The sequence below is a fragment of the Paenibacillus woosongensis genome, assembly GCF_009725165.1.
In the GTDB taxonomy this organism is placed as follows: Bacteria; Bacillota; Bacilli; order Paenibacillales; family Paenibacillaceae; genus Fontibacillus; species Fontibacillus woosongensis.
On the sequence record NZ_WNZW01000002.1, the window covers coordinates 776,257 to 802,146 of the forward strand.

Below are 25,890 nucleotides of genomic sequence, written 5' to 3' on the forward strand. Positions count from 1 at the left end.
GTTCTCTATATATTTCCATCTAATTTCCATGCGGAGAAATTATAGCATGTCGGAGTAGTGTTTTATACTTCATTATTTTACATTTATTGTTTAAATTCTTTGGATTGGAAATGGTCATTTATTCTACACTTTTTAACGATTCAATCATATTGATTCGGGACACCTTTCTCCGAAGCAGCAAGTTAGAGAGTGTGGTGAGCAGGAAGGCAAGAATGACGGATACGAGCAGAACAAACATATTGATTTGATCTGGTATTTGCTGATGGGTGCTCGACAGCGCCTCTATAATAATGGAATACATGTAGCCGCTGATCGGCAGTGCGATAATGACTGCAAAGGTAGTGAGTATTATGTTCTCAAAGAAGATAAGCCGGTTTATTTTGCTTTTTTGATAACCCAGTACCTTAAGCGTAGCCAGCTCGCGATTCCTTTCATAAATATTGATGGAGGATATCGTGTAGATGGCACCAAACGAAAGAATGACGGCACTAATAATAAACATAATGAAGATAAAACTGTTTTGCTTCAGAATATATTGTGCGGATTCTTTCAAATCATCCTTATCCGCGATGGTATCTACCTGATGGTCTTGTTCGAAGAACTGGCGAACGTTAGTAAGGTCTGCGGCACTGCTGGCTTTCACTAGAAGCGAGGTTGGGTTGTAGTCGATGCCAAAGCTATGGAGATACGCTGCCGTGCAATAGAACGACGGATTCGAATACTGATTGGATATTTGCGCAACCTTCATTTCGACCGCTTTATTCGCAAACGACGGATCGGTGAATTGGATGCGGATCGTATCCCCTACCGCAACCTTATAGTAATCCGCATACGATTTGGGTACCAGCACGCCGCTGTCCATAAGCGTAATCGGATTGTCGTTCTCGTCGAAAAATTGAATGAGAGTGTTGTCCTGCTCCGTAACGATCAACGTGGCGTTTTCATGATCATCGCCTTTGACGAATTCCACGGGAAAGGCCGATAGATAGTAGCTGCTCTCAATCCCGGCGGGCAGCTGCACCTTCTGAAGCTCTGCTTCCCTCGCATATTCGACCTTCAGATCATAGGTATTTACCTCTTCGATCTGGTCAGCCACCCTTTGCAAGGACGTTTGAGTCCCGAAAGCCGTGATCAATAATACCGTGCTCACCACAACGCCAATGGAGCTCGCTATCGCCTTGTGCTTATTAAGAAAAATGTTTCTCAAAATAAGCTTATAGCTATAGGAAATCCGTCTCCAGATTCCCGGAAACCGTTCGATGAGCAGCTTCCTCATCTTCTTCGGCGGTTTAGGCCTCATCGCCTGCGCTGCCCGCTCTCGCAGAATGCCTCTGCCGCTCAGGTAACAAGCCAGCATGCCGAATGCGCTTGAGAACAGGATCGGCGGAATGACCGAGAAGGAGGATAGGGAGAAGGTGATACCTGGTAGCGAGTAGGATCTGGCATTCGACGCCTCAATCATGGGAACGAATAGGATCGCCGAAACGACGCAGCCAAGAATGGAACCGATGATGCCGACAAGCACCGGGAATCCCATGTAATGGAGCATGATGCTGCTGTTCTTCACTCCTAACGCTTTCATAATGCCTACTTGGTTCCTTTGCGAATCGATGATTCGAGACATGATAAGGAAGAGAATGATCGCCTCAATCATAAAGAGAACCAACGGAATAACCTTGCTCATCAATTTATTGTTATGGACCGTTTGCTGAAGCTGCGAATAACTGAATGTCCGTTCTTTGCTGATTTGGCTTACATAGGAAAGATTTTTGGATTGTGCTTCAATGTTTTGGCTTAACTGGTTTACATCGTACCCTTCTTCCGCATCGATCAACACTTCATTATAGAAAAGGCTGCCGGCGATTCGAGGAACTCCCGCTTCAGCCACATATGCGAATCCAGATGTTTTATGGTTCTGGGTTTCATTCTTTTTCGCATATTCCACATTCTCGCCCAAGGCGCTAATGGTGAACGCCACATTCTGATCGTTGACGCTTAACTGTATTTGATCCCCGACTTTGTACTGATGTTCCCTAGCGTAATGGGAATCCAGCAAGATTTGATCCTTGCGAGACGGTATGCTCCCCTCAATGATCGCAGGCGTATTAATGATATTGTTGGCAGGGATCGAATGGATCTTTAAGGCCGCTTTCGTATTGTCAAAAGATTGCGTCGCATCAAAGGTGTACCGTCCTTCAATTTTGTTTATCCCTTCGATTTTCCCTAATTCCGCTATATCCTGCTTGGAAATTCGGTCGTAGTAGACGTTCAAGTCGCTTAAATTATGCGCTTGAAAGTAGTCCTTCGAATAAGCGCTAAGATTATCGCTTAACGTTACTAGCCCCGTATAGAAAAAAGAACCTACGGTGATCACCAACACAAAAGCAAGAAATTGGCCGATCGATTGCTTTATGTCCCTTAACAATTTCTTAAATAATTTCATCACCATTCAATCCCTTCAACGCTTTGTTTGTGCTCATTGACCGTTACGCTTTCGATTTTTCCGCTTTTCACGCGAATGATTTTATCCGCCATCGGGGCGATCGCGGAGTTATGCGTAACCAGAACAACGCACTTTTTCGTTTCTCGGTTCAGATCCTGAAGAAGCTTCAATACGGACTTGCCGGTCACATAATCCAACGCGCCGGTTGGTTCATCGCAGAGCAAGAGCGAAGGGTTTTTGGCAACGGCGCGAGCTATGGCGACTCGCTGCTGTTCTCCTCCGGAGAGCTGGGACGGAAAGTTCTTCATCCGGTTCTTTAACCCGACTTTATTTAATATCTCTTGGGCATTCAAATGGTTTTTACATACTTCAGCAGCGAATTCAACGTTTTCTAAAGCGTTCAAATTGGGGATTAAGTTATAGAATTGAAAGACAAAGCCTACCTTCTCGGCGCGATATTCCGTGAGCTTCTTTTCGTGGAAGCTAGTTATATCCTCACAGCCAACAGTCACTTTACCCGAGGAAGCCGTATCCATGCCGCCAAGTATATTCAGAATCGTGCTTTTGCCGGCGCCGCTTGCGCCCAGAATAACAACGAACTCGCCCTCGTTGATGGAAAAGTCAACGCCGTTCAGCGCCTTGATTGACACTTCGCCTATTTTGTATTCTTTCGTTACGTTTTTGAATTCGATTAATGTTTTCATAAATCTTATCTCCCCGTTATATATTTTCTACACTTTTAAAGCTCTCCCCTTAGCCATGAGCCTTGTATATTTCATTGCATGTCGGTATACTACTCATGTAGCATACTATAATACAACAATTTCATTGTCAATAACTGGGGCAAGTGTAAGAAAGGATCCTTTTCTCTCTTCAGGGGATTTGCTATTGACATCTGTTTACGCGTAAGTTATGGTTTGCTGCTAGATAGGTAACAAACTACGATGCTGAGTGGTGAGGCAATGAACGTAACTTTTGACGATAAACAGCCAATTTTTCAACAAGTAGCTCATATCATTGAGGACGATATCCTGAACGGAACCTACCGGGAGGATGAACAGATTCTTTCCGTGGCTCAGTTTTCTCAGCTGTTTCAAATCAATCCGGCTACCGTAGTGAAGGGGATCGGCCTGCTCGTAAATGAAGGTATTTTGTATAAAAAAAGAGGGCTCGGCATGTATGTCTCCATGGATGCTAAACAAAAGATTCAGAATCAGCGAAGAGATCGTTTCTACAATGAGCTGCTGTCTGATCTGCTTTGCGAGGCCGATAAACTCGAGCTGACGACCGAAGATATCATTAACATGATCAAACAATTACGGAAGGAATGAATCTATTGTGAGCATCGTATTGAGCTGCGATAAATTAAACAAAAAATACGGCCCTACCTACGCATTGCGGGATCTGGATATGCAGCTGGAAGAAAACGTGATTTACGGCTTGCTTGGGCGAAACGGCGCCGGCAAAACGACCTTGCTTAACATCATCGCAGGCGGAATCTTGGCGGACGACGGCTCCATTGAGATCAGAGGGAACAAGCTTGAAAAAGGAGAACTTCCTGAGGATTTCTGTTTCGTTCGGGAGAATAGCAAGCACTTCGGAGGAGCACGAGTGATCGAGGCTCTGCAGCTTGCTTCGAATTTCCATCCCCGTTGGGACTGGACGTTTGCTCATAAGCTGCTTCAGACGTTTCGGCTTGATCCAAACCAAAAAATCAAACAGCTCTCAAGAGGGACGGAATCGCTCGTAGGAATCATCATCGGTCTGGCTAGCAGGGCAGCGTTGACATTATTCGACGAACCGGTGCTTGGACTTGATGTTTTGATGCGGGAGAAGTTTTATAAGGAGCTGTTAGAGGATTACGCCAATTCCCCCCGTACGATTTTGCTTTCTACGCATTTGATTGACGAAATCGTCCCAGTCGCAGAGCGGGTTTATATCATGGATCAGGGCTCCCTCCTGCTTCATGACGAGATTCATCGGATACGCATGGCAGCTTATTTGATTCGCGGAAATTCGGATGCTGTGGCTTCATTTACAGAAGGGAAGCGAGTATTACATACGGAATCTTATGGCCACGGGAAGCTTGCCGCCATTTTCGAAATATTGAACGATGGGGACAGGCTGCTGGCACGCCAACTAGACATTACGATTGAACATTTGACGCTTCAAAAGTTATTCTCGTATTTGATCGAAGGGGGTCACTAAATTGAGTGCATTAGCCGTTCATTTAAAGGCGACCTATTTGCAATTGCGGATTTACATTTGGATGGTCATTATTTTCATTCTCCTTGGCAGGTTGGCGGAATTCATTGTTGGTCTCTTTACAGATACCAGCCAAAGCGCAGTACTTGCAGGTGGAAACCTGCTGCTTCTCATTTTGCTCCTTATTGCCATCATGCTCCCGCTTAGTTATTACAAACGCATCGTACATTTAGGCGCAAGCCGAAAGCAATATTTCGTGGGGCTTCAAGTCGTTTATGCCGTGTGGGCAGCAGCCATCGCCTTATTCAATTGTTTATGGCCTCTGGTTGAAGTGAATGTGCTCCATAAGAACACTGTTAATCTTGTCGAAGCGTTTCGTTGGAATGAATTTGGCCTGGCAGGTTCTTTTCTCTACCAAACTATTTTTTATTTGATGGTTATGGCGCTCCTAAGCATGCTGGTCTCCGGTTACTACCGCTTTGCCGGCTGGCTGGTATGGGCGCTGTTCATTGTGGCGATCCCAACCGGAACGGCGATTCCTTCGCTACGCGTTCATGTTGCCTCTTTTTTCGAAGCATTATTATTTAACACTTCCCTGCTCGCGGGCGTTGGATTTAATCTTATGCTTTTCTTCCTATTCGTAGCCGGCGGTTGGTTTTTTACCATGAGAAGAACACACTAAATATACTTCTATATAAGAACTAAATAATGTGTCTTCTTGAAAAATCATTTCGTAAACATCTGGTTTGTCGTTTGTGGTTCATTTACGTTATTCGAGATTAAAATAGGTAATCAGGGCGAATAAAGTATGCCTGGCCGCGGATAGCATAACAGATGGACAAGAGTCTTTACTTCTAACGGTTACCATTGCCGTTAATCCGCCCATTTTTCACTTTTTGAGATTCTAACGGTTATATATACGGCTATTCAATTTTGGTTAATATATTGCGACGAATTCTGTACAAATAACGTAGATTACAACCGTTAGAACATCGAAGTGCTCATTTTCGGCTGATTAACGGTGTGGCAATCGTTAGAGGTTTGGAAGGGGGACAGAGGCTTTTCGTTTTTGAGTCTCATCCCCATTTAGTGAACTGTTTTTGAAATTTGCAGGAGGCTGTACTCAAAATGCCCTTCATTCTAGCTCTCAGAGCTTGTTGAAGGGCATTTGTGTTACCGGGCCACTTGATGATATAGCACAACCCCACGTCACCTCTGAGCTAGTTCGCACGTAATAGCATACTGGTATGTGTCAGGGGGAATCGGGTAACTATCGATTAATAAACCTTTTTCAATATTTCTATCACTTCATCTAAGGTAAGACCAAAGGACTTGTAATAGGACACCTCGCCAGCCATTTGTTTCATAACCATTTCGTTGCGCATTCGCAGCATTTCTTCGGGGGAGTACTCCGCCACAAAGCATCCTTTTCCTGTGACCGTATTGATCAAACCACACCGTTCGAGTTCTTCCCACGCCTTCTTGACGGTGATGACACTAACACGCAGCTGGTGGGCAGCTTGCCTGATGGGCGGCAGACAATAACCGCTCCCCAGCTCGCCTTTCAGAATTTGAGCGCTGATTTGCTCAAAAAGCTGCTGATAGATCGGTTTCTCAGAGGTGTTCGAAATAGCTACGTTCATTGGATCTCCACTTGAAGGAATCGTTTGACCCCAATTCGATAAGCAATGGCGGTAAGTGCTATAAATATCACGATCCCCGCGATCAGGATATAGGCTTGAAGCGCCCTGCTGTAGGCATCCGTGTTATAGAAAATATCAGACATCATCGGACTCTGGAACCCGAGCCACTGAGCGATCCCAGCGAACAGCATGGCAGCCGTTATGGAGTAGAGCAGGGCCGCGCCGATTTTGTACGCCGTCTTGTAATATATGGGGATAAAAACAAGGTTAAAGATCGCCAGCATGGCAAAACACAAACCCCAGAAACCCAAATTTGGCGGGAAGAAAATGTAGTTCATATTCGGATATAAGCGCAACGTGATCATACCAAAGACCATGGCAATCACAATATGCAACAACTCCAAGCCGACGACCACAACTATTCTTGCTTTCACGATATCCCTTTTGGTAACGGGCATCATCGAAGTAAACATCAAATCGTTCTGCGATCGAAATTGGTTAAACATATTCGGTACCGTGATCCAGACAAAATACAGAAGAACGATGAAATAGATCCAGCCGGGAATGAGCATTAAAGCGCCGGTCATAAAAGGCATGATAAAAAACATAGGATGTACACCTAATTTAATATCCTTCATTACCAAGTTAACCATGGGTATCCCCCTTCTTCGTGAAATATATCAAGATATCCTCAAGGCTTGGCGTGGCAGTTTTTATGCCATAGGATGGATTGAAATCACCCACATGAATTAATCCCGTAAAACCGAACGAATTCGTTTTATAGGATATCATCTGATCCTTCACCTGCAGCAATTGGCTCTCGGTACCGTTCAGCAGGAGGAAAGATTCTTTGAATTCCTCCTTCTCGCAGCTAAGAATAATTTGCCCATCCGAGATAAAAGTAATGAAATCCGCACACTTCTCCAAGTCGGAGGTAATATGGGTCGAGAACAGAATGCTGACTTCGCCGCCTACGATAAGCTCTTGGAAAATATCCAGCAGATCGTCTCTCGAGGCCGGATCAAGCCCGCTTGTCGGTTCATCGAGGATGAGAAGCTTCGCCCCATGGGATAAGGCAAGGGCAAGGCTGTATTTCACCTTCATTCCCGTCGACAGGTCGGCGATTTTTTTGTTTTCATCCAATTTGAACCTTCGCAGGTAGTTGTAGTAGGTCTCATCGTCCCAATTCTGATAGAACTTTTTAATCGTTTCCGTCAACGTCTTCATTTTGCTCCGCCTATAAAAATCGGTGCCTCCGAAAGCGAATCCGATGTCCTGCTTCAACTCAAGTTCGTGTTCGGCCATGTTTCTGCCCAGAATATGAACCTCGCCGCTATCGATATGAGTCATATTCAAAATCGATTTGATCGTGGTTGTTTTACCTGCACCGTTAACACCGATAAAGCCCATAATGTAACCCTTCTCCAGTTGGAACGAAACATCTTTGAGCGCAAATTTCGGGTATTTCTTATTTATATTTCGAATATCTAGCGCCAGCATTCTGTACCTCCTCACAAATTGTGTATACCGAGCATACACAATATATCACCAAAAGTTAGGATCGTCAACGACCCCAAGCCTTAGGGGTAAAAAATTATTTAAAACACCCGCCAGACTTTAAAGTCGGCGGGCGTATTAGGCATCTAGTAACCTCTATTTCATTATTTCTTCTTATAAACTATAAACTCATGATACAGTTTCACCGATTAATATTGTGCATAATTGCATCGTAAAGAAAACCTGCTAAATCCTCACTGCTATATTGATTAAAGTAGTTTTTGAATCTTACATCGAATTTGTAGGTATGGGCAATGCAAGCCAGCAGCTCTGTATCATCTGACGTGAAATGAATTATATTTCTTTTCCACTCCTCAATTAACCGCTGCACTTCATCCGAGGAAGGCCCCTGATGAATACAAGACGCGATTTGTTTAAATATTTCCTCCATGGATGAAAATCGTTCCTCTTTTTCATCTGGTGATAATTTTTCCATCGTTTCATTATACGCTTGATACGCCTCTGTTTCGCCATAAAAGAAACTCGCCTCATTAGCATATTGTTCTTTCAATGGCAGAACGGAAGTACTGTTGAAGATTTGCAAATTACTAATATCATTTCCCGAAACGTATTCTTCGAGAGCTACCATGATTGTTTCTAGTCTTTCTTTTCTCGATAATAAGGTTTGTCTATGTTTCATTAATATTTGTTTCTGTTCTTGCTTTGTCAGCTTTAGAATTTCCGCAATCTCTTTCAAGGAAAAATCCATTTCCTTTAAAAACAAGATGGTTTGAAGTTTTTCCAAACTGCTTCGATCATACAGGCGATACCCTTTTTCCGTCAGATGTGTCGGTTTAAACAAATGAATTCTATCGTAATAATGCAGAGTCCGAGCTGTAATGCCTGTAATTCGAACAATATCTTTAACCGCTAATAATCGTTTTTTCATCCCAAAATCCTTTGACTTCGTCTAATATTTGAGCAGCAGGCGTTATTGTTGCCTCAAAGATCGTTCTTCCTGTTTTTCTTAAATAATACTGGATTAAATAATATCCGCAGGCATAGCCAGCGCTATAAGGCATATTGACCGGTTTAAAGTTTTGAAGTTTGGCGATCTCGTCACCGTAAAGATACGGAGCAAATTGATCAAACCCCGTTAATTGCAATTTCTCTCTAAGCACAGGTTTTATGTGCCTGTTCAGTGTTTCTGCGTTTGTTTTCGAGACCCAAGGGCCGAGTAATTTTTCTCCAAATAGGAACGTAGCATAATTCTCTGCTAATCCTTCACTTACAATGAGCTCGCCCAAATTAACGGTATGATCCCATTGAATATATTGATATCGCACATTATGGTTGCATTCATGCGCCAACGCAGCCTTCATTCGAGGAATCGTGTACGCATTGGGCAGGATTGTACCCCAGATAAACCCGGGAATGCCCCCAAAGCCGCTATATCCTTCGTTGATGACTAAGGCACGGTTGTCCGGATTCCCTAATTGAATGGTAAACAAATAGTCGGATACGGAGAGGCTTATTTCATGTTCGATAAATAGATCGAGGCTCTTCCTTACGGCGTGCTCACACTCTGACCAAAAGGATTCCGACGAAATCTGCCCGATCTCTTGTGAAATCTGCGGTGTAATCTGCTCAGGGGCTCGATGCATCATGCTATTAAACGTAATCACGTCAAAACCATTCGCCTCTTCCGCTCGAAAAGGGATCTGTTGAATTTCCCATTGTTTCATGAAGGGAGCCATCATTTCATTTCTGAAAAGTTCAAGCTTTTCCTCGGGCGAAGCTTGGGCAACTTTTTGATAAATATGATCTGAACGCAGTGATTTTATATTCATAATTCTCACTCCTAGTCATTTATAGTGAGAATTATGCACTATGACCTTACGTCATAGTCAAGCGCTTTAAATCAAATACTTTAATTGAGTGTTTCATACATTTTCATTTGATCTGGGACTTGCTGCAAGAGGATATCGTGGCATTGGACGAGATTTACTTCCTATACTAGAAAGAGAGTAAACCCCGTTACTGGTGCTGTAGCGGGGGATGTTCAGGGTAATAGAGTACGGTTGGAATTATTATGAAAGTCCCTCTTAATGGCCGAACCGTACCGCTGATGAAGATATATCGCTTAAAAAAACGAAGCGAACGATGACACTCCGTTAAAGCTCTTGGATGAAGCCCCCGCAAGATTCGCGGAAGATGAACGGCGTCTCGAACACGACCGCTTTCGGCTTCGTCGAGGGATCAAGAATCCTTCCCATTACCAAACGGATACATGCCGCGGCCATCTCTTCAACGGGCAGCTTGACCGTTGAAAGGGACGGGACGCTGTATTTCTCGGCATCATGGTCGCCATACGTCAAGATCTCCATCGCGTCGGGAATTTTGATATTTGCGCGATGGAACACAGGAAGGGCTGCGACTGCCATAATTCCCAGCGGGAAGAACATGGCTGTTGGCAGCTCGCCGCCTCCCTCCACGATTCTCCTGGCCGCCGCATTTCCGCCCTCCATCGTCATCGGAGCGGCTTGGATATGCCGCTCCTCCAGTTCGAGTCCGTACTTGCCGCACGACTCGACGAACCCCTTGAAACGCAAATTATTCTCCGACCTCACGAGATGGTCTGGCACAATCGTGCCAACCTTCTTGTGCCCGCGGAGCGCAAACAATTCAGCCGATTTTCGGCCAATCTCGTAAGTATCGACATGGACGCAGCTATAGATGCTGCTCTTGCGATTGAACAGCACGGTCGGTACGTTTAGCGGATTGTCTTCCAGATAACGTTGGTCCTCTGCGGAGATGCCCGTTAGAATCACGCCATGATACATCCCGCTGTCGCATATTTCCTTTATTCTATGGATGTGCTTCCGCTTGAAAGGCTGGATCGTCATCTCGAACGCATACTCTTGTTCCAGAATCGAGCTCTGGGCCCCCATGAAAAAGCGCCCCAACAAGTCGGAAGAGAGGTCGGACGGCCAGAACGTGGCGATGACCGGAAGGTTTCGACCACCGGATTGTCTTAATCGTCTTGCCGACATATTGGGTACATAGCCAACTCCTTGCGCAGCCTCCAGAATTAGCTGTTGCGTTTTTTTTGAAATGCGCATTTCGTCGCCGCGGCCGTTGAGTACGATTGAAACCGTCCCGACGGAAAGCTTCGTTTTCTCAGCGATTTCTTTAATCGTAGACATACCTATCCGTCCACTCCCCGTTCGTAATACTCTATTAATACGGAAAAGTACCCGGAAAGTCAAACCAGCGGCTTTGATCGTCGGCATGAATTTATGAACTATATTGACTTTAGACATCATTCCCCTTACGATTTAGTTGCTAAAACGTAAATGCAACTGTGCCTGTATATCCCTCAGGAGGTCAGAACATGACGATACCCCCCGAACGTGCAATCGGCGAACCATTAATGAGTTCGAGCATTTGGACGGCAGATTTTATTAAACTGACGATCGTGACAACGCTGCTTCGAATCTGTACGCAGGTTCATATTACGTCCATGCCGCTGTTCTTCCTTCACTTGGGAGGCAGCCATGCGCTGGCCGGGCTGTCCATGACCTTCTTTACATTGGCAGCGCTTCTGACGCGACCGCTTATCGGCATAACACTCGATACATACGGGCGGAAGCCCATCCTTCTGTGGGGTGTTGCCTTGTATACGATCACGACTATGCTGTACGGCTTTGTTGCCTTCATACCTGCGCTGATCTTCCTGCGAATGATGCACGGCATTTCATTCTCCGCAAGTTCGACGGCAACCAGTACAATGGCCTCTGATGTCTTGCCAGAAAACAAGATGACCCAGGGAATCTCATATTTCGGACTCTTCGGAACGCTGGCCGTAGCAATTGCGCCGTCTACTACACTATACCTATTGGAAGTTTCCGATTATGCCGTACTCTTTTACTTGACCGGAGCCGTCTCCTTGATCGCCCTCCTGATCAGCTTGCGTATCGAAACCGAGAACAAACATCGCAAGGATTTGGCGGCGGACACCCCGTCCCCCCCATCCAAGCGGCATTCACTTGACGCGGCAGGACTTTGGTATAAACTCGTGGAACCTCGTGCTATTCCGCCTTCGGTTATCGTCCTGTTCGTATCTTTGGCAACCAGCACGGTCATGGTATTCCTCCCGTCATTCGCGATCGGCAACGGCATCAGCCATATCGGTGTAGTTTTCGCCGTTCAAGCCGCTGCATTAGCTCTTTCCCGCTTCATCGTCGGACCGTGGACCGCAAGAATGGGTCCCCGCTTCGTCATGTCCGTCAATCTCCTTGCGCTCGGGATTGCGCTCGCCGGAATCAGCTTTTCAAGTACATTGTGGGAACTAGTCATTTACGCCGTCTTGTTCGGCTTCACGAGCGGATGTCTAATCCCTCATCTCAATGCGATGGCCATTACGAACACGGATCAAGCAAACCGCGGAAAGGCGAACGCCACATTCTACATCGCGCTGGACTTCGGGATCGGCGCCGGGGCCGCAGGATGGGGGCTCTTGTCCGACTTCTTGGAGATGCGGTGGATCTTCCTGCTTGCCAGCTTCATCATGATTTTCGCCTTATCGGCGTTCTTCTATATGGAAAGTTCACGGCGGACGAATGCGGGCATTTAGATTTAACGTTTTAGCAACGCCTGCAGCCCGGATTTAATATTGACTTTTTGTACAAATCGAGTTACGATTCACGCATAAGTCAAAAATGCTAAAACGAAAATGCAACTTTTTATGAAAGGATGTGGATGCGGAATATCAAGAAGCAGCGAGAGCGACCCGGCATAACAGAAACACGAACTCCGAAAAGAAAAAGGAGGAGATTTTTTTGAAGACGGGAACGAAGCCGTTAGTGCAGCCCATCATGAAGGTCTTAGTCATTGTATCTTTGTTATCTGTATGTTTTCTCGGTCCATTGCATGACGTCTCCGGCGCGGCTGCTGCCAAAGGCAAACCTGCATTTGAACAGAAGGGCGCTATTGATCTGCTGGTCGGCGAATCCTTTACATTGGAGATCATTAATAAGCCTCCCGGTGCGAGCTATTCTTGGAGCAGCGACAAAATCTCAGTAGCAGCGGTCGATCAGAACGGGCTCGTTAAAGCATCTTCAGTCGGCTCTGCAACCATCACTTGTAAAATAACGGTTAACAAGAAAGCGGAAATTCTCTCCCTGAAAGTCATTGTCAAGGAGGCTCATGTGAAACTAACACCGGAACCAGCAAAAGTGCCTGTCGATAAGAACGGATTCGACTCCAGCGGAAGAATGGTTGCTTATTTCGGATCGCCGGTCATAGACGGTAATAAGGATCCTGTATGGAATAAAGCGGAAGCGGTTTCACCTAAATATGTATCAAGCAATATCAACACAACCGCCACGTTTAAGGCATTGTGGGATGACCGCGCGCTTTACATTCTTGCAGAGGTTAAAGATTCAAACTTATCTGTACAATCCGAAACGCCTTACATGCAAGATTCCGTGGAGTTATTTCTGGATGAGCACAATAACAAAACGCAGGAATACGGCGTAGACGATTTGCATTTTCGCGTGAATTATGAAAATATGCAATCCGTGGACAACGGAAATACCGAGCGATTCTACACATCTTCAAGAAAAACGGAAGACGGATATATCATTGAAGCAAGAATCGCTTTGAATACGAAACCGGAAAACGGAAAGGTGCTTGGCATCGAATTGCAGGTGAACGACGCGAAAGGATCGGAGCGAGTCGGTACTATCAACTTATTCGATTCGACCGGCAGCGCCTGGAACGATACGACAAAGTTCGGCGAAATCCTGCTTACCGGCAAGAAAAAGGGCGATGTCAGCGGACTGAATTCCTACGATCTCATCAATTTGATCAAAAGTACACTGAAGCTTGATCTCAAGCTTTATAAAAATGCAAATATTGTTACGGATGCGATTGCCAATGCTTTCGCCGAAAATGTTCTCAAAGACCAAAAAGTCACCCAGCAACAAATCGATAAACAATATGCCGCCATCAAGGATGCGGTCGGCAAGCTGGAAATGACGGAAGAGGCGGCGAACGAGAAATATTTCAAGCCGGTTCCAGATGAATATCGCCTGGAAAACAGCAGATCGGGGACAATTGAAAGCTTATCGTACAAAGCGGCTAACTTAAAAGGCGGTACGGACGACAAGAAATTAAATGTTTATCTTCCTTACGGTTATGACGCTTCCAATCCAAATAAGAATTACAATGTCCTCTATTTGATGCATGGCGGGGGCGAGAATGAGAATCTCATTTTTGGCGGACCCGGCCAGAGCAAAGAAATGAAGAAAATACTGGACAATATGATTGCAAATGGTGACATTGAGCCACTTATTGTGGTGACACCTACGTTTTACGGCGGTAAGGATGATGTCGCCCTCTTCCATGAGGAACTGATCAATACAATTGTTCCGTTGGTGGAAACCAAGTACAATACCTATGCCAAATCCGGAAGCTTGGACGATTTGAAAGCATCCCGGGCGCATCGGGCATTCGGCGGCTTCTCCATGGGTTCAGTCACAACTTGGTATACCTTTATCCATAATCTGGACTATTTCAAATACTATTTGCCATTGAGCGGTGACAGCTGGATCCTTGAGCAGAGAGGCGGCGGCCTCAAGCCAAACGAAACGGCAAAGTACCTCGCCGACGTTGCAAGAGCATCCGGATATAAGCCGCAGGATTACTATATATTCAGCGCCACAGGCACCTTGGATATTGCATATCCGAACTTGAAACCTCAGATCGACGCGATGAAGCAGTTCACCGATGTCTTTGTTTATTCATCGGATACGAAGAAAGGGAACTTCTACTTTATCGCTGCCGATGGCGGTACGCATGCTTGGAATTGGGTGAACCAGTATATTTACGACATATTGCCGGACCTCTTTCGCAACTAAAGAGCCGAATTAGATCACCAGAATGGCCGAGCGGCTCACAGAGCCCTCGGCCTTTCCTTACTTCTCCTTATAAAACTCATGATAAAACTCCATCAGCGCCCTTTTCTCAATCCGAGACACATAGCTCCGGCTGATGCCGAGCTCTTTGGCGACTTCACGCTGCGTCGGCATTTATTGTATAAATATTACATTGACATGTTATTATGGAATGTGAAGGGTTTCTGTATCACACTGATAATAAGACTTTCAGAAGGGGATTGAATTAGTGAAATTACAAATTGGAGAACCAATGATCTATTCTTATCCTGTACATTTAAACCACTTGTCTATTATCTCAATAAATTCAGACTACGAACCATGGTTTTATAGTAACTATATTCAATTATCTTGTCCTCCAGAGTTCCCTAATGATCGGACTAAAATTGTTAACTTTTTTAATTATGATGATTTAAACCCCTTTTATGGTTATTCCCCTTTTACCAAAGAACATAAAACTTCTCGTTTAGAGAAACCGGAACAGATTATTCCCCATTATAAAGGGTTACTAAAAGATCAAAAATATATAAATATTTTCGTTGATGACTTTTACCTTGCCTTTAGGCCAGCGTATAAATTATGCCATACCCCTCACGAACTTTTTCTTTTTGGATATGATAATACTGCTGAGCACTTCCATGTTCTAGGCTACGATACTTCAGGAAAACCGAAGGAGTATACTGTTTTTTTTAGTGAGCTAGTAGCAGCATATATGAGCGCCTCAAATTTGCTAGAAAATTATACAGCGTCTACATGGATGCACTTTGATTATCAATTTGAATATAACAAAAACCAATATGGAATAAATTTATCAAATATTATTAGTCTGCTCGAATCTTACATTAACTCAACAGAGTTTGAGTTAATGCCAGGAACTGTTTGTGGGGTCTCTATTTATAAATTAATAAAAGAGTATTATTATAATTATTATTATTCATTAACATCTGTTGATGTACGTCCCTTCCACTTACTATGGGAACACAAGAATTTAATGTATATAAGAATGAAGTACTTACAGAATTATTTTTCACTAGATCTGAGTAACTATATATCTTCTCTGTTTGATCTTCAACAAAATTATATGATTTTAAGAAATAAACTAATTAAATGCGAGATTTCTAAAAATAGAATTCAAACAGATTTATTTTACAAAACAATTGATTCGTTAGTATATAATGAAACTCAGTTATACTCCAAATTAATAAAAGAACTAAAAAAATTACTATAACTTATGATCTTACCGAAGGCAAAAGACTGGAACAGGCGGCAGTTAAGTATTTATGCACCGCACGTCCATTGTACGTTGCTCAGCAAACGACAAGTGAAAGTAAGCCAAGTGTGCCAAGCATTCGCTTACGGTTGTAATATTTAACGCATGGTAAGCCTGTTCCTTAGTCTTAAATCGAGTATAGCGCCTATTCCCTTCCCTCACTTCTTCTTATAAAACTCATGATACAGCTTCATCAGCGCCCTTTTCTCAATCCGCGACACATAGCTCCGGCTAATCCCCAGCTCCTTGGCGATTTCACGCTGCGTCCGCTCCTCGCCTCCATGCTCGAGACCAAAGCGACCCTTAATGACCTCCTGCTCCCTGGCCTCGAGAATATCGAGGTTTTGATAGATTTTGCTCTTCTCCATCTTCAGCTGAACCCGGTCCACCACATCGTCGGCTTCCGTTCCCAAAATATCTATGAGCGTGATTTCATTACCCTCTTTATCCGTTCCAATCGGATCATGCAGCGACACATCTTTACGCGTCTTCTTCAGGGACCGGAGATGCATCAGTATCTCGTTCTCAATACAGCGCGCCGCAAACGTCGCCAGCTTGGTCCCTTTGTTCGGCCGGAAGCTCTCAATGGCTTTAATCAAACCGATCGTCCCGATCGAGATCAGATCCTCCAGATCCTCGCCGGTATTATCGAATTTCTTGACGATATGAGCCACCAGCCGCAGATTATGCTCAATCAGCATATTTCGGGATACAGCATCTCCTTCAGCCATGAGCTGAAGATGCTTCGCTTCCTCCTCCTCCGTCAATGGCTGGGGAAACGCATTGTTTTTCACATAAGACACAAGCAAAGTCAGCTGCTTCACGAACAAGGCAATCGCAGAAAACAATTCCATGAACAAAGCACCCCCACGTCGATTGGCCGAAGGGGAACGCCCCGCTCCAGCTCACAATGAAGTTCAGTTCTACATTGTATGTAGGCGCTGGCCTAGATGTGCATGTACGCGGGAAAGTAACTTTGATTGGCGATGCCTGATTTTAGTTTCCTGAACTATTACTTCTTCGTGCCAATCGTATCGCTCAATTTCGCTAACAAAGTATCCACACTTGCTTTTCCCAAGGTCAAATCCAAGAATTCGATTCGAACCTGAACTCCATCCCCGCTATCATAAACTACAGGCTGTGTAATATCCGAAAGGCGCGGGTTCCAAGGATAGAGAAGATAGACCTCACTGGCGCTATATTTTTTGCCGTAAGCGTATGCTTGATACATGTCTGCTTGCGATATGCCGTAGTCTGGACTTGGTGAGAGCAGCTTCCATTTGGTATCCAGCACGATTACCCCGCCTGGCCCTTGTACGACGATATCTGGTTTCAACTGAAACCTGGCGGGATTTTGGAATAAACGGTGAGTACGATCCTGGGTCTTAACTTGAACCGGCGATTGCCCAAGCCCTTTCTTCAGCAAGCCCGCAACGTATCGTTCAAATATTTTGTCCATTGGAAATAACAGCGCGTACGCAGCACTTTGTCCCCTAAACGGAGTAAAGCTTTGGCCTGACAGGAACAAGCGGCACCATGCTAAAATGGCCTGATACTCCTTCATTGTCCGATCCGTTGTTACACTGGCCCAATCCTTCTCTAATTGCATGGATGTGTCGATATTGTCAAATGCCGTCAGCAGCGCGTAAAGATCTTTCTGATTTCTTGTATTACGGCTCACCTTCATCAACAACCCGATCGTTGCCTTGATCAGACGATTCTCTGCTCGATTCATATTATACTCGTCATATTCGACAAAGAAACGTTCTTTGTGTCCCGCATTGTGTTTAATATGCTGGGCAAACTGGAGCTTCCCTTTAAAGAAAGGCTCATTGTCCCGATGTTCCCGGTAATCCGATTTTAATCCGTGTTTGACCAGGGCAACAGCCTCTTCAATGAACATGCGGATGAAGATGTCTAGCAGATGGTGGTTCGCTGTACCAAGCCCCGCCATATTGAATGGTTTATTGGGAATGTCCCGGATCGACTTTAGCATATGGAGGAAGATACTTTTGGTCTGTACAATGGAACTTTCCTCATCGCGTGCGTACACTTTCGGCAGGATTTCAATTTGCGTGCCATCCGCCATAGAGATTACGCCAACATAGTTTTTGGCGCTAATGGTTTTGCCGACCCCTTTCCGGCTTGCCAATGTCATTAGCTCAAGGGCATCCGTCAGATGGCCAGGTCCCTTATGCTCCAATACAAATCGTTCCAGCCGGTCGAAGGCAAGCTCAGGCATGCAGTGGTAGCCAAGTGAAACTCCATTCGGATTTTTGCATAACGTACCGTACTCTTTTAATGTAATATAAGTGCCTCCACGACGGTTGTTGAACGCGTTAATACTTAGATCCATATTCGCAGCCCTATTCATGTCCGTTATAATCGTAAATTTTGCGGTAAGAGGCAATTTGGCCAAATGCAGCACGGTTGATTTTATAGGTGACGCTATCCTCCAGCTCCACTTCGCCTAGATTGCCGAACAAATCGTTCGCATTTATTTTTTTTACAACGATAAACTGCTCCTTCTCCGGCTTATTATTGTCGCCTAGAACGAGACGAATTTTCTCATAGTTATCATAGAAATACTCCTGGAGCAGCGGGATAATCGTATGCTCGAACAGATGTCCTAGCTTGTCCAGCGTGGGTTCCCTGTTCAAGTCCAAAAAATAGGCATGTCCAATCGTATGTTCCCGGTCATACAATGCCTCGATTCTACGGTTCATTATCTCCAGCATCTTAGATAGGTTCAACAATTCCCCATTCACAACCAGAGAAGAAAGACAGCCTGGATCTGGCATCATTTCGGCAAAAGAAAAACGCCGGCGCAGCGCTGTGTCCAACCGTGCGATGGAGCGGTCTGCCGTGTTCATCGTGGCCAGCAGATAGACGTTATTCGGAACGCCAAACGGCTCCTGAGAATACGGAAGCTTAAGCACCAATTCCTCCGGCATTCCAAGTCGTTTGGCCGGTTCGATCAGCGTAATCAGCTCTCCGAATATTTTAGAAATATTGCCTCTGTTAATTTCATCTATGATGAAGACGTAATTGTTTTTATTTTGCTGAAGGACGGAATTAAGCTGCGCATTCTCATGCTTTTGTAACATAGAAAGTACATCTGACAACGTAATTCGATTCAGCCGGTAAACAGACCCTAGCGTCATAACGACGTCCCCATTTAACTCCAAAATATTCTCCCGGATATCTTTGACTAGCCAATTCACTTTTCGAGAACGCTTGTAATTCTCCATCTGTTCCAGCCATTCATAATCTCCAGTAACTACGCCAATTCCGTCTATCGTTTCTTCATCATATAGAATAAGGACGATATCCCCCTTACGCATTTCATTCATAAATCGGGAGAGGATCATTTTGCCTCCATGCTGGCTGTAATCCGTTTCTTCATTTACACTTTCACCATAGGAATCCCATCCGATGCGGATCCTATTATGATTGAAGCAGTCCCGCTTAACCGGGTTCTCTTTAGAACCTCCCAATGATACCTTCCAAATCGTAGGCTCCTTGCGAATTCCGAAATGATTGCTGTCTTGTACAATCGGTTTAAGAGCGGTATCACAGAATCGTTTAAAAATTCCGGGGGAAATTTCGTATCCTACTTCTCCTGTTTCAATTCCGTTTTCTTCCCCGGATAGCATTTTCGGCTTGATGCCTTCAATAAACTCCTCATAACCGTAGGATTGGTGGAATGTCGTAAATGCAATTTGGCCATTCGCCTTATAGGCTTCGAACCGCTCCTTAATTGGATGGTATCCCTCTGCCTCAGCTTCTGCGAGAATAGTGTCTATAGGTTTATTTTCAATGATAGAGACCGCATAAAGAACCGTATGATAGGTTTTCCCTGTCCCGGGAGGGCCGTGCATAATAATATTTTTATCCAGCAGTCCGTGATGTCCCGAATCTATATTCACACTCGGATGTTGTGAAGCAGATTCTGAAATTGATCCGCTCTCCAGCTCCTTCAGAAAATCCTCGTAGTAGGCAAGGCTATACTGAAATGCCTTGTTGCCGGCCTTTACATTTACTTCATCAAAGTTCTGCGCCTGCTCCATCATTTTTCTCATGCTTCGATATAAGCTAGAGTCGCTAATTTCAAATACGTTTGCAGTCTCCAGCTTAATTCCGTCCAACCGGGATGGGGCTGTTGTCAGGGCAGAGACATAAGAACTTATCGTATTTTCTGAATAAGGCAGTCCATTCGATTTTTTTTGACGCCTTAACCAATCGGTATATTCCTTTTTACGCCATCTGGCTTGTTCGTCCATTTAAATACTCCTCCCAAAAACATAATCTCTATTAGAATAAGTAATCAAAATTTTCGGATTAATAGGATGTTCGACACAGCAACTCGTTGTTCCTCCGAATCACTCCAAACAAACATCACTGCAGAGCCAGACCAAATCGGATATAATGGATAATCCAGCATGCATTCCGCTATCGGAGGAATGAAGCAATATATCATCTTGTGGAGGCTTTTACGAAACTATGCAAACTGCAAATTCTACTCATGTCAAAATCATCACGGCTGATCCCAGCGGAATCGGCCTATTTGGACTGGCGATCGTCACCCTAGTCGCTTCCTCGCAAAAGCTGGGACTGACGGACGGCTTAAGCTATGTCCTTCCGTGGGCGATATTTCTCGGGGCGTTCGCCCAGTTGTTCGCCTGCATCCAGGATGCGAAGCATAACAACACCTTTGGGATGACCGCCTTTGGCGCCTATGCCTTCTTCTGGTTCTCCATGGGCGTCAGCTGGCTGATCAAGCTCGGCGCATTCGGGCCGGAGCTGGCTGCTGGTGTAGACGGCAGGCAGCTTGGCTTTGCATTCGCCGGATACCTCATTTTTACTATATTTATGACCATTGGTGCTATGGAGACACATAAAGTGCTCTTCTTCATATTTGTCCTGATTGATCTTCTTTTTCTAGGTCTAGCTATGGATGCATTTGGCATTGCCCCGGAAGTGTTCCACACCCTGGCTGCTTACGCGGAAATGGGCATTGCCCTGCTCTCGCTGTATGGTGCCGGAGCGGCGGTGCTGAATGTGCATTTCGGCCGGGTATTTCTGCCCGTAGGGCGCCCGTTTGGCATCTTCAAACCCAGGGCCTGACCCGCTGCTAACTACAAAAACAAAGCCGCCCTTTGCGCTCCGATACGCGATAGGCGGCTTTTTCATATGGTGTGACTTTATCACCGGGCTTTCCAGGCACGTCGGCGGGACATCGCTTCCGTCGCCAGAAACAGGACTCCCCCGACAAGGGATGCAATGCTTGCAAACAAATACATGCTTGCTCCCCCGTACAGATCGGATAGTCTCCCGCCCACGACTCCGCCCGTCATGCCGGCCAGGCCAAGGTACACCATGCTCAGTAGCGAAAAACCTGTAGCTCCTAGCTGCGGCGGAAGAATCCGTGCGACATAATGCATGGCCACGATCCAAAACACTGCAAAAGTAATAGCAGCCCCTGCTTGGAGCGCCAATAGAACCCACGGATCATCCGACACATAATACATGAACCAGCGAATCGTGTATAACAGGCCGACGATGCCGATCAACACGTATTCATGGATCCGGTTTAGATACCTCCCGAGCAAAGCGAAGACGGGAATTTCCATGGCAGCGGCCAGAGCCCAGGCCCATCCCACCATGGCATCGGTGGCGCCCAGCTCCTTCATGTACAAGCCAAGCATAACATCATTCATCCGATGAGGAACTGAAATGACGAATACTAGAAACAGAAACCACAGGAATGATTTGTTCGTGAACAGTTCTTTTAAGGTGGTCAGAGTCATGCCTTCTCCTTCGGCAGGCTCGTCGCGCAGGAAGATCAGCAGCAGTAACGGCACGACCCAAGCGGCCCACAGCAAATACGGCAGACCGGTAATCCCGCCCAATACAGCCAGCAGCAGCCCTCCCGACAGGGATACTACGGTGTAGCCCAAAGAACCGAACAACCGCAGCGAACCGTAGGATTTCCCTCTGCGCGCCGCCGATTGGACGGAAATGCTGTCCAGCAACGGCATCGTCGGCTGATAGAAGAAGTACAACGATAATACGAAACATAGCGTCAGTACATAGCTCTCCCCAGAGTTGAACAATGCGACACTGCTGACAATCGCCAACATCCACAGCCAAAAAATCATCATTTTTACCGTCTGCAGCCGATCGCTTAAATACCCCCAGAACGGCTGAATCATGCTTGCCACAAACGGGCCAATCATCATAAGAAAACCGACTTGCGAGGACGAATACCCCAAGTTCGCAAAATACAACGGCAAAAATGGCGCAAGCACCGCTAAAATAGCGTACTGCCAGAAGTTTATTCCACGAAGGATCAGCATCTGTCTGTCTTCTCGTGCTGCAGCTCTTTTGTTCATGGTTGTCAAAGTTGATCTCTCCGCTTCATGATGCTATACATGCCTTAATTGTAATAGTCATAATTATTCGGTACTTAAGCCCGTGACTATGATATAACACAGTTGTATACCGTCTTCAAGACATCTTTGTCCAGTTTGGGCTGCATATTTGAATAAATCAGCACATCTACCCCTGCCGCGAATGAAAGTGCAATAAATTGCTGATAAACATCTGAAATTTTACAATTCAAAAAATGGGAGTTTGCCCCAAAAGCCCTATTTGCAGTATGATGATTTTATTCACGGATATATGAACTTTTATACGGCTACGATTATTAAAATCAATGAAATGGGGGATCGGTATGGGAGATTTTCGGCATCTAGACGCAATGCTGGACGGCTTTACGAAGAAGAATCTTGCTGGCTGTGCCTGCGCTGTAGCAAGACATGGGGAAATTTTGTACGAAGGCTATCACGGTTACGCTAATGTAAGCAAGGGAATCCCGGTATCTGACGAAACCGTGTTCCGGTTGTTCTCCATGACGAAAGTCATCGTATGTACCGCAGCCATGATGCTCTTCGAAAGAGGTCATTTTCTGCTGAATGAGCCGCTGCATGAATACATTCCCGAATATAAAAATCCGCAGGTCGTCAAGGCCAAACCAAACGGCGAAATCTATATGGAAGCCGCCAAAAATCCAATTCAAATTAAAGACGCGTTCTGCATGACCGCTGGAATTCCTTATCCCTTCGGGGAATCTGAACCGGCCCGGCAGCTAAGAGCTCTGCAGCAGAAGCTAAAGGACGAGCATGGAAAATACAGCCTGCTCACCGAAGTCAAAGCCGCAGCTCAGGTTCCGCTGGCCTTTGAACCGGGCACGCAGTGGCTTTACGGGTACGGGCACGACTTGGTCGGCGCTTTGATCGAGGTCATTTCCGGCAAATCGCTGGGCCAGTTTTTGCAGGAGGAGCTGTTCAGCCCGCTGGGAATGACCAGCACAGGATACCGTTATCGCGATAATATCGAGGAGCGGATGGCTTCCTGTTATAGCCCTGCCGCAGATGGCACTCTGCAGGAGGTTCCCGGCTGGCTTGATGAGCATCATCAGGCAGACTCTATTTATGAGAGCGGCGGTGTCGGACTCTACTCCACCTTGAAGGATTATCTGGCCTTCACGCAAATGCTGGCCAACGGCGGAGTTTGGAAGGGTGAGCGAATCATCGGCCGCAAGACGATCGATCTAATGCGAACTAATCATTTAAATGATAGACAGTTGGCCGACTTCCACAATTCCTACCTTGCTGGTTACGGCTATGGGCTTGGCGTCAGAACGATGATGGATCCGGCGGCCGGCCACTCCAATAGCTCCATCGGTGAATTCGGCTGGACCGGCGCCGCGGGCACCTGGGCTTCCATCGATCCAAGCGAAGGCTTCTCGGTAGTGTACATGCATCAGCTATTCCCGAACATGGAGGAGTATCACCATCTTCGCGTCCGTGCAGCGGCTTATGGCAGCTTGTAAATGGTAACCGATACCGTAGCGGAATAGAGCGTAATATAGGATATCCAATGCATATAGCCAATCTACAGGCTGAGAAGTCTGTAGATTGGCTTTTCTCCAGCAGTTTCCCCATGGAATCTTCGGAAGAATTCCAGAAAGGCAGCAATGACTACTGGCCCGCTTGAATCTTCAGTTGAACGCTGTAACCATTGTAAATCGCCTGAACTTTATAACCGCTAGGCAATCCGGCGGTCTCTACCGATCCAAATTCTCCATTTTTATCCGGGCTGCCGTCCGTAATGATTGTGATGACACCTTTAGGAACATAATCATCTGCAAAATTAACGCGCAGTTTCCCTCCATAAGACGCACTTCCCATAATCCGAAGCCCGTCATTTGGGCCTCCGAGGCGAAGCTCCAGCGTTCCTTGCTCAGACTGCTTGAAGCTTCCTCCGATCGTCAGCTTGCCGGAAGCATTGGCAACCACGAGAGTGCCTCCCTGATTGGATACGTCCCCAAGGCCGAACGCCGTTTCCGATTCGCCAACAAGCGTCCCTCCGTCGATCCGTGTTCCACCGGAATACATATTGCTGCCTGCCAGCTTTAATGTGCCTGTCCCTTTCCTGATCAGTCTGCCAGTGCCGGAGATGTCATTACGCCAGCGATCCTCTGCATGGAAGCCGCCTTGCGTAGAATCCATTGTTGCCGTAACATCGCCTGCAAATGCGCCGTATCCATCCGCTGCTGCAAAGAGATTGAGACGCCCCCAGCCTTCCTCGTCATCCAGCACGGGATACCCGGAAGGGAGAGCCGTCGTAGCCAGCACCCAGCGGCGCTGCGTATCGTCGAGGTATGGCAATCGCGTCTCCAGCAGCACCTCCGCTCCTTTCGGCACGACGGCCGGCTTACCCGTTGGCCCTGCCTGTGGAAAATCATAAGTCAACCGCTTCGTAAAATTCTGCTTGTTCGCAGCATAATTGCTGAAATGATCTGCCGCTGCCCCCGTATGAGCAAGCAATATATTGTGCGCCTCCTCGTAGGCCGCCTTCTTCAGACTGCTGTTGGCCGGATCATTCAGGATTGCCGCAGCTAGCGCTGTCGCCATGACCCGCCCTCCCATGACATCAAATGGCGAGTGCATGCCTGCAACAATCCGATTGTGCCCGAGCTCCGAAGCACGGGTGAGCAGTTCCTGGTAACGCTCCGGGATGGCATAAGCCATCGCATAGGCCGTCAAATATGCCGCATTCGTGTGACCGCTGGGATAACCTCCATCATTGCTTGGATCTGGGTTTTGAGCTGGAACAAGAGTCGGCAGGACGGCTACATGGTCATTCCAGCGGAATGGGCGGGCGTAGCTGTAATAGCTCTTCGCAGGATTCGTCGAAGAATAGCTGCCGCGCAGCGTATCGACTAAGCTGACAATGCTGCCTAGCGATGATTCGGGAATGCCCGAATTCGTCCCCTCATCGTCATATTTTTTACGGGTAGCGTCGGCCGGAATGCTTTTGATCGTCGTCCTAGCTCCTGCTTTGACGCGATAGATATCGGTAAGGGGGCCCAATCCTTCAATGACACTGTAGCTTTGCTTGCGGCGGTCATCGTAATAGGCGGCTTCCGCCTCTTCAGCCGTCCGGTTGGCAGTGATTTCCACGACCTTCTGGATATTGGCGTCCAGCAGCGCATCGTTCAATTTGCTTCCCGTATCCCAGCTGCCCCCGGGAGTCCAGAGCTTGTGATATTCCGATAGAACTCCAATCGCGGGATTGGAGACGGCCGATAAATGATCTTTATCATTATTTTTGTAATGGTCCACAAAGTAACCCCATGACGGCTTCGGCGGAGCTACCGATTCGGGGATTGCCACGGCGCTTGCCCCTGCTCCTCCGCCAAGGCCCCCTGACAGCAAACATACCGCTAAGGATACAACGATTCGTTTTTCGTTCGACGGCTTCAACTTAAACATAATTCTCCTCCTGCTGGCATGAATTCAGATT

At 46.2% G+C, this 25,890-nt stretch carries 21 protein-coding genes and 1 pseudogene; 8 read left to right on the forward strand and 14 right to left on the reverse strand.

The genetic code is table 11. The features are described from left to right. Nucleotides 1-118 precede the first annotated feature (118 nt). Together GNP95_RS09920 and GNP95_RS09925 are read right to left on the reverse strand one after the other, a co-directional pair. Entirely contained in the window at nt 119-2,443 is a 2,325-nt protein-coding gene (locus tag GNP95_RS09920) for an ABC transporter permease (protein ID WP_155610649.1), read from the reverse strand. Next, nucleotides 2,443-3,147 (reverse strand): ABC transporter ATP-binding protein, encoded by a 705-nt coding sequence (locus GNP95_RS09925; protein ID WP_155610650.1) that lies wholly within the window; start codon nt 3,145-3,147, stop codon nt 2,443-2,445. Before GNP95_RS09925 ends, GNP95_RS09920 begins: the two co-directional genes overlap by 1 nt. A gap of 258 nt (nt 3,148-3,405) precedes the next feature. On the opposite strand from GNP95_RS09925, the gene GNP95_RS09930 reads away from it, so the two are divergent. The 3 genes from GNP95_RS09930 to GNP95_RS09940 are packed head-to-tail and all read left to right on the forward strand — an operon-like array spanning nt 3,406 to nt 5,330. After that, a complete protein-coding gene (locus GNP95_RS09930; RefSeq protein ID WP_230873734.1) occupies nt 3,406-3,774 on the forward strand; it encodes a GntR family transcriptional regulator in 369 nt (122 codons plus the stop codon). A gap of 7 nt (nt 3,775-3,781) precedes the next feature. Continuing rightward, the gene (locus GNP95_RS09935) at nt 3,782-4,651 is read left to right on the forward strand and encodes an ABC transporter ATP-binding protein (RefSeq protein WP_330163335.1); all 870 of its coding nucleotides are present in this window, start codon (nt 3,782-3,784) and stop codon (nt 4,649-4,651) included. Nucleotide 4,652: 1 nt separating this feature from the next. Beyond that, nucleotides 4,653-5,330 (forward strand): hypothetical protein, encoded by a 678-nt coding sequence (locus tag GNP95_RS09940; RefSeq protein WP_155610652.1) that lies wholly within the window; start codon nt 4,653-4,655, stop codon nt 5,328-5,330. A gap of 595 nt (nt 5,331-5,925) precedes the next feature. Here the strand turns inward: GNP95_RS09940 and GNP95_RS09945 are convergent. The 6 genes from GNP95_RS09945 to GNP95_RS09970 form a co-directional block, all read right to left on the reverse strand. Continuing rightward, nucleotides 5,926-6,291: a GntR family transcriptional regulator gene (locus tag GNP95_RS09945; protein ID WP_155610653.1), complete on the reverse strand. Its 366-nt coding sequence runs from the start codon at nt 6,289-6,291 to the stop codon at nt 5,926-5,928. Beyond that, entirely contained in the window at nt 6,288-6,944 is a 657-nt protein-coding gene (locus GNP95_RS09950; protein WP_155610654.1) for an ABC-2 transporter permease, read from the reverse strand. Before GNP95_RS09950 ends, GNP95_RS09945 begins: the two co-directional genes overlap by 4 nt. Then, complete coding sequence (locus GNP95_RS09955; protein WP_155610655.1) at nt 6,937-7,791, reverse strand: ABC transporter ATP-binding protein; 855 nt, start codon at nt 7,789-7,791, stop codon at nt 6,937-6,939. Before GNP95_RS09955 ends, GNP95_RS09950 begins: the two co-directional genes overlap by 8 nt. 199 nt (nt 7,792-7,990) lie before the next feature. Continuing rightward, entirely contained in the window at nt 7,991-8,737 is a 747-nt protein-coding gene (locus GNP95_RS09960) for a MerR family transcriptional regulator (protein WP_155610656.1), read from the reverse strand. Continuing rightward, nucleotides 8,712-9,638, reverse strand: a complete 927-nt coding sequence (locus GNP95_RS09965; protein ID WP_155610657.1) for a DUF2268 domain-containing putative Zn-dependent protease — start codon at nt 9,636-9,638, stop codon at nt 8,712-8,714. The genes GNP95_RS09960 and GNP95_RS09965 overlap by 26 nt, the downstream gene beginning before the upstream one ends. A gap of 324 nt (nt 9,639-9,962) precedes the next feature. Then, the gene (locus tag GNP95_RS09970) at nt 9,963-10,994 is read right to left on the reverse strand and encodes a LacI family DNA-binding transcriptional regulator (RefSeq protein ID WP_155610658.1); all 1,032 of its coding nucleotides are present in this window, start codon (nt 10,992-10,994) and stop codon (nt 9,963-9,965) included. A gap of 188 nt (nt 10,995-11,182) precedes the next feature. Here GNP95_RS09970 and GNP95_RS09975 point away from each other — a divergent pair, with 188 nt between their 5' ends. Beyond that, nucleotides 11,183-12,424, forward strand: coding sequence for an MFS transporter (locus tag GNP95_RS09975; RefSeq protein ID WP_155610659.1), 1,242 nt, complete (start codon nt 11,183-11,185; stop codon nt 12,422-12,424). Nucleotides 12,425-12,629: 205 nt separating this feature from the next. After that, nucleotides 12,630-14,711, forward strand: coding sequence for a sugar-binding protein (locus GNP95_RS09980; protein ID WP_196427127.1), 2,082 nt, complete (start codon nt 12,630-12,632; stop codon nt 14,709-14,711). 57 nt (nt 14,712-14,768) lie between these two features. Here the strand turns inward: GNP95_RS09980 and GNP95_RS09985 are convergent. After that, nucleotides 14,769-14,876: pseudogene (locus GNP95_RS09985) on the reverse strand (sigma factor-like helix-turn-helix DNA-binding protein); the annotation flags it as partial. Between the two features lie 100 nt (nt 14,877-14,976). Here GNP95_RS09985 and GNP95_RS09990 point away from each other — a divergent pair. Next, nucleotides 14,977-15,975 carry a hypothetical protein gene (locus GNP95_RS09990; protein ID WP_155610660.1) on the forward strand — a complete coding sequence of 333 codons (999 nt, stop codon included), beginning with the start codon at nt 14,977-14,979 and terminating at the stop codon, nt 15,973-15,975. Between the two features lie 200 nt (nt 15,976-16,175). On the opposite strand, the gene sigK is transcribed toward GNP95_RS09990, so the two are convergent. The 3 genes from sigK to GNP95_RS10005 all read right to left on the reverse strand — a co-directional run bounded on the left by sigK (nt 16,176) and on the right by GNP95_RS10005 (nt 20,300). Continuing rightward, entirely contained in the window at nt 16,176-16,871 is a 696-nt protein-coding gene (gene sigK / locus GNP95_RS09995) for an RNA polymerase sporulation sigma factor SigK (protein WP_055107206.1), read from the reverse strand. 158 nt (nt 16,872-17,029) lie between these two features. Further along, nucleotides 17,030-18,373 carry an McrC family protein gene (locus GNP95_RS10000; protein WP_196427128.1) on the reverse strand — a complete coding sequence of 448 codons (1,344 nt, stop codon included), beginning with the start codon at nt 18,371-18,373 and terminating at the stop codon, nt 17,030-17,032. Nucleotides 18,374-18,383: 10 nt separating this feature from the next. After that, nucleotides 18,384-20,300 carry an AAA family ATPase gene (locus GNP95_RS10005; protein ID WP_155610662.1) on the reverse strand — a complete coding sequence of 639 codons (1,917 nt, stop codon included), beginning with the start codon at nt 20,298-20,300 and terminating at the stop codon, nt 18,384-18,386. A gap of 220 nt (nt 20,301-20,520) precedes the next feature. On the opposite strand from GNP95_RS10005, the gene GNP95_RS10010 reads away from it, so the two are divergent. After that, nucleotides 20,521-21,144 carry an acetate uptake transporter gene (locus GNP95_RS10010; protein WP_155610663.1) on the forward strand — a complete coding sequence of 208 codons (624 nt, stop codon included), beginning with the start codon at nt 20,521-20,523 and terminating at the stop codon, nt 21,142-21,144. 80 nt (nt 21,145-21,224) lie between these two features. Here the strand turns inward: GNP95_RS10010 and GNP95_RS10015 are convergent, their stop codons facing one another. Continuing rightward, a complete protein-coding gene (locus tag GNP95_RS10015) occupies nt 21,225-22,412 on the reverse strand; it encodes an MFS transporter (protein WP_155610664.1) in 1,188 nt (395 codons plus the stop codon). A gap of 341 nt (nt 22,413-22,753) precedes the next feature. On the opposite strand from GNP95_RS10015, the gene GNP95_RS10020 reads away from it, so the two are divergent. After that, nucleotides 22,754-23,914, forward strand: a complete 1,161-nt coding sequence (locus GNP95_RS10020; protein ID WP_155610665.1) for a serine hydrolase domain-containing protein — start codon at nt 22,754-22,756, stop codon at nt 23,912-23,914. Nucleotides 23,915-24,062: 148 nt separating this feature from the next. On the opposite strand, the gene GNP95_RS10025 is transcribed toward GNP95_RS10020, so the two are convergent. Further along, nucleotides 24,063-25,859 carry an acid phosphatase gene (locus GNP95_RS10025; protein WP_155610666.1) on the reverse strand — a complete coding sequence of 599 codons (1,797 nt, stop codon included), beginning with the start codon at nt 25,857-25,859 and terminating at the stop codon, nt 24,063-24,065. Nucleotides 25,860-25,890: the final 31 nt, after the last annotated feature.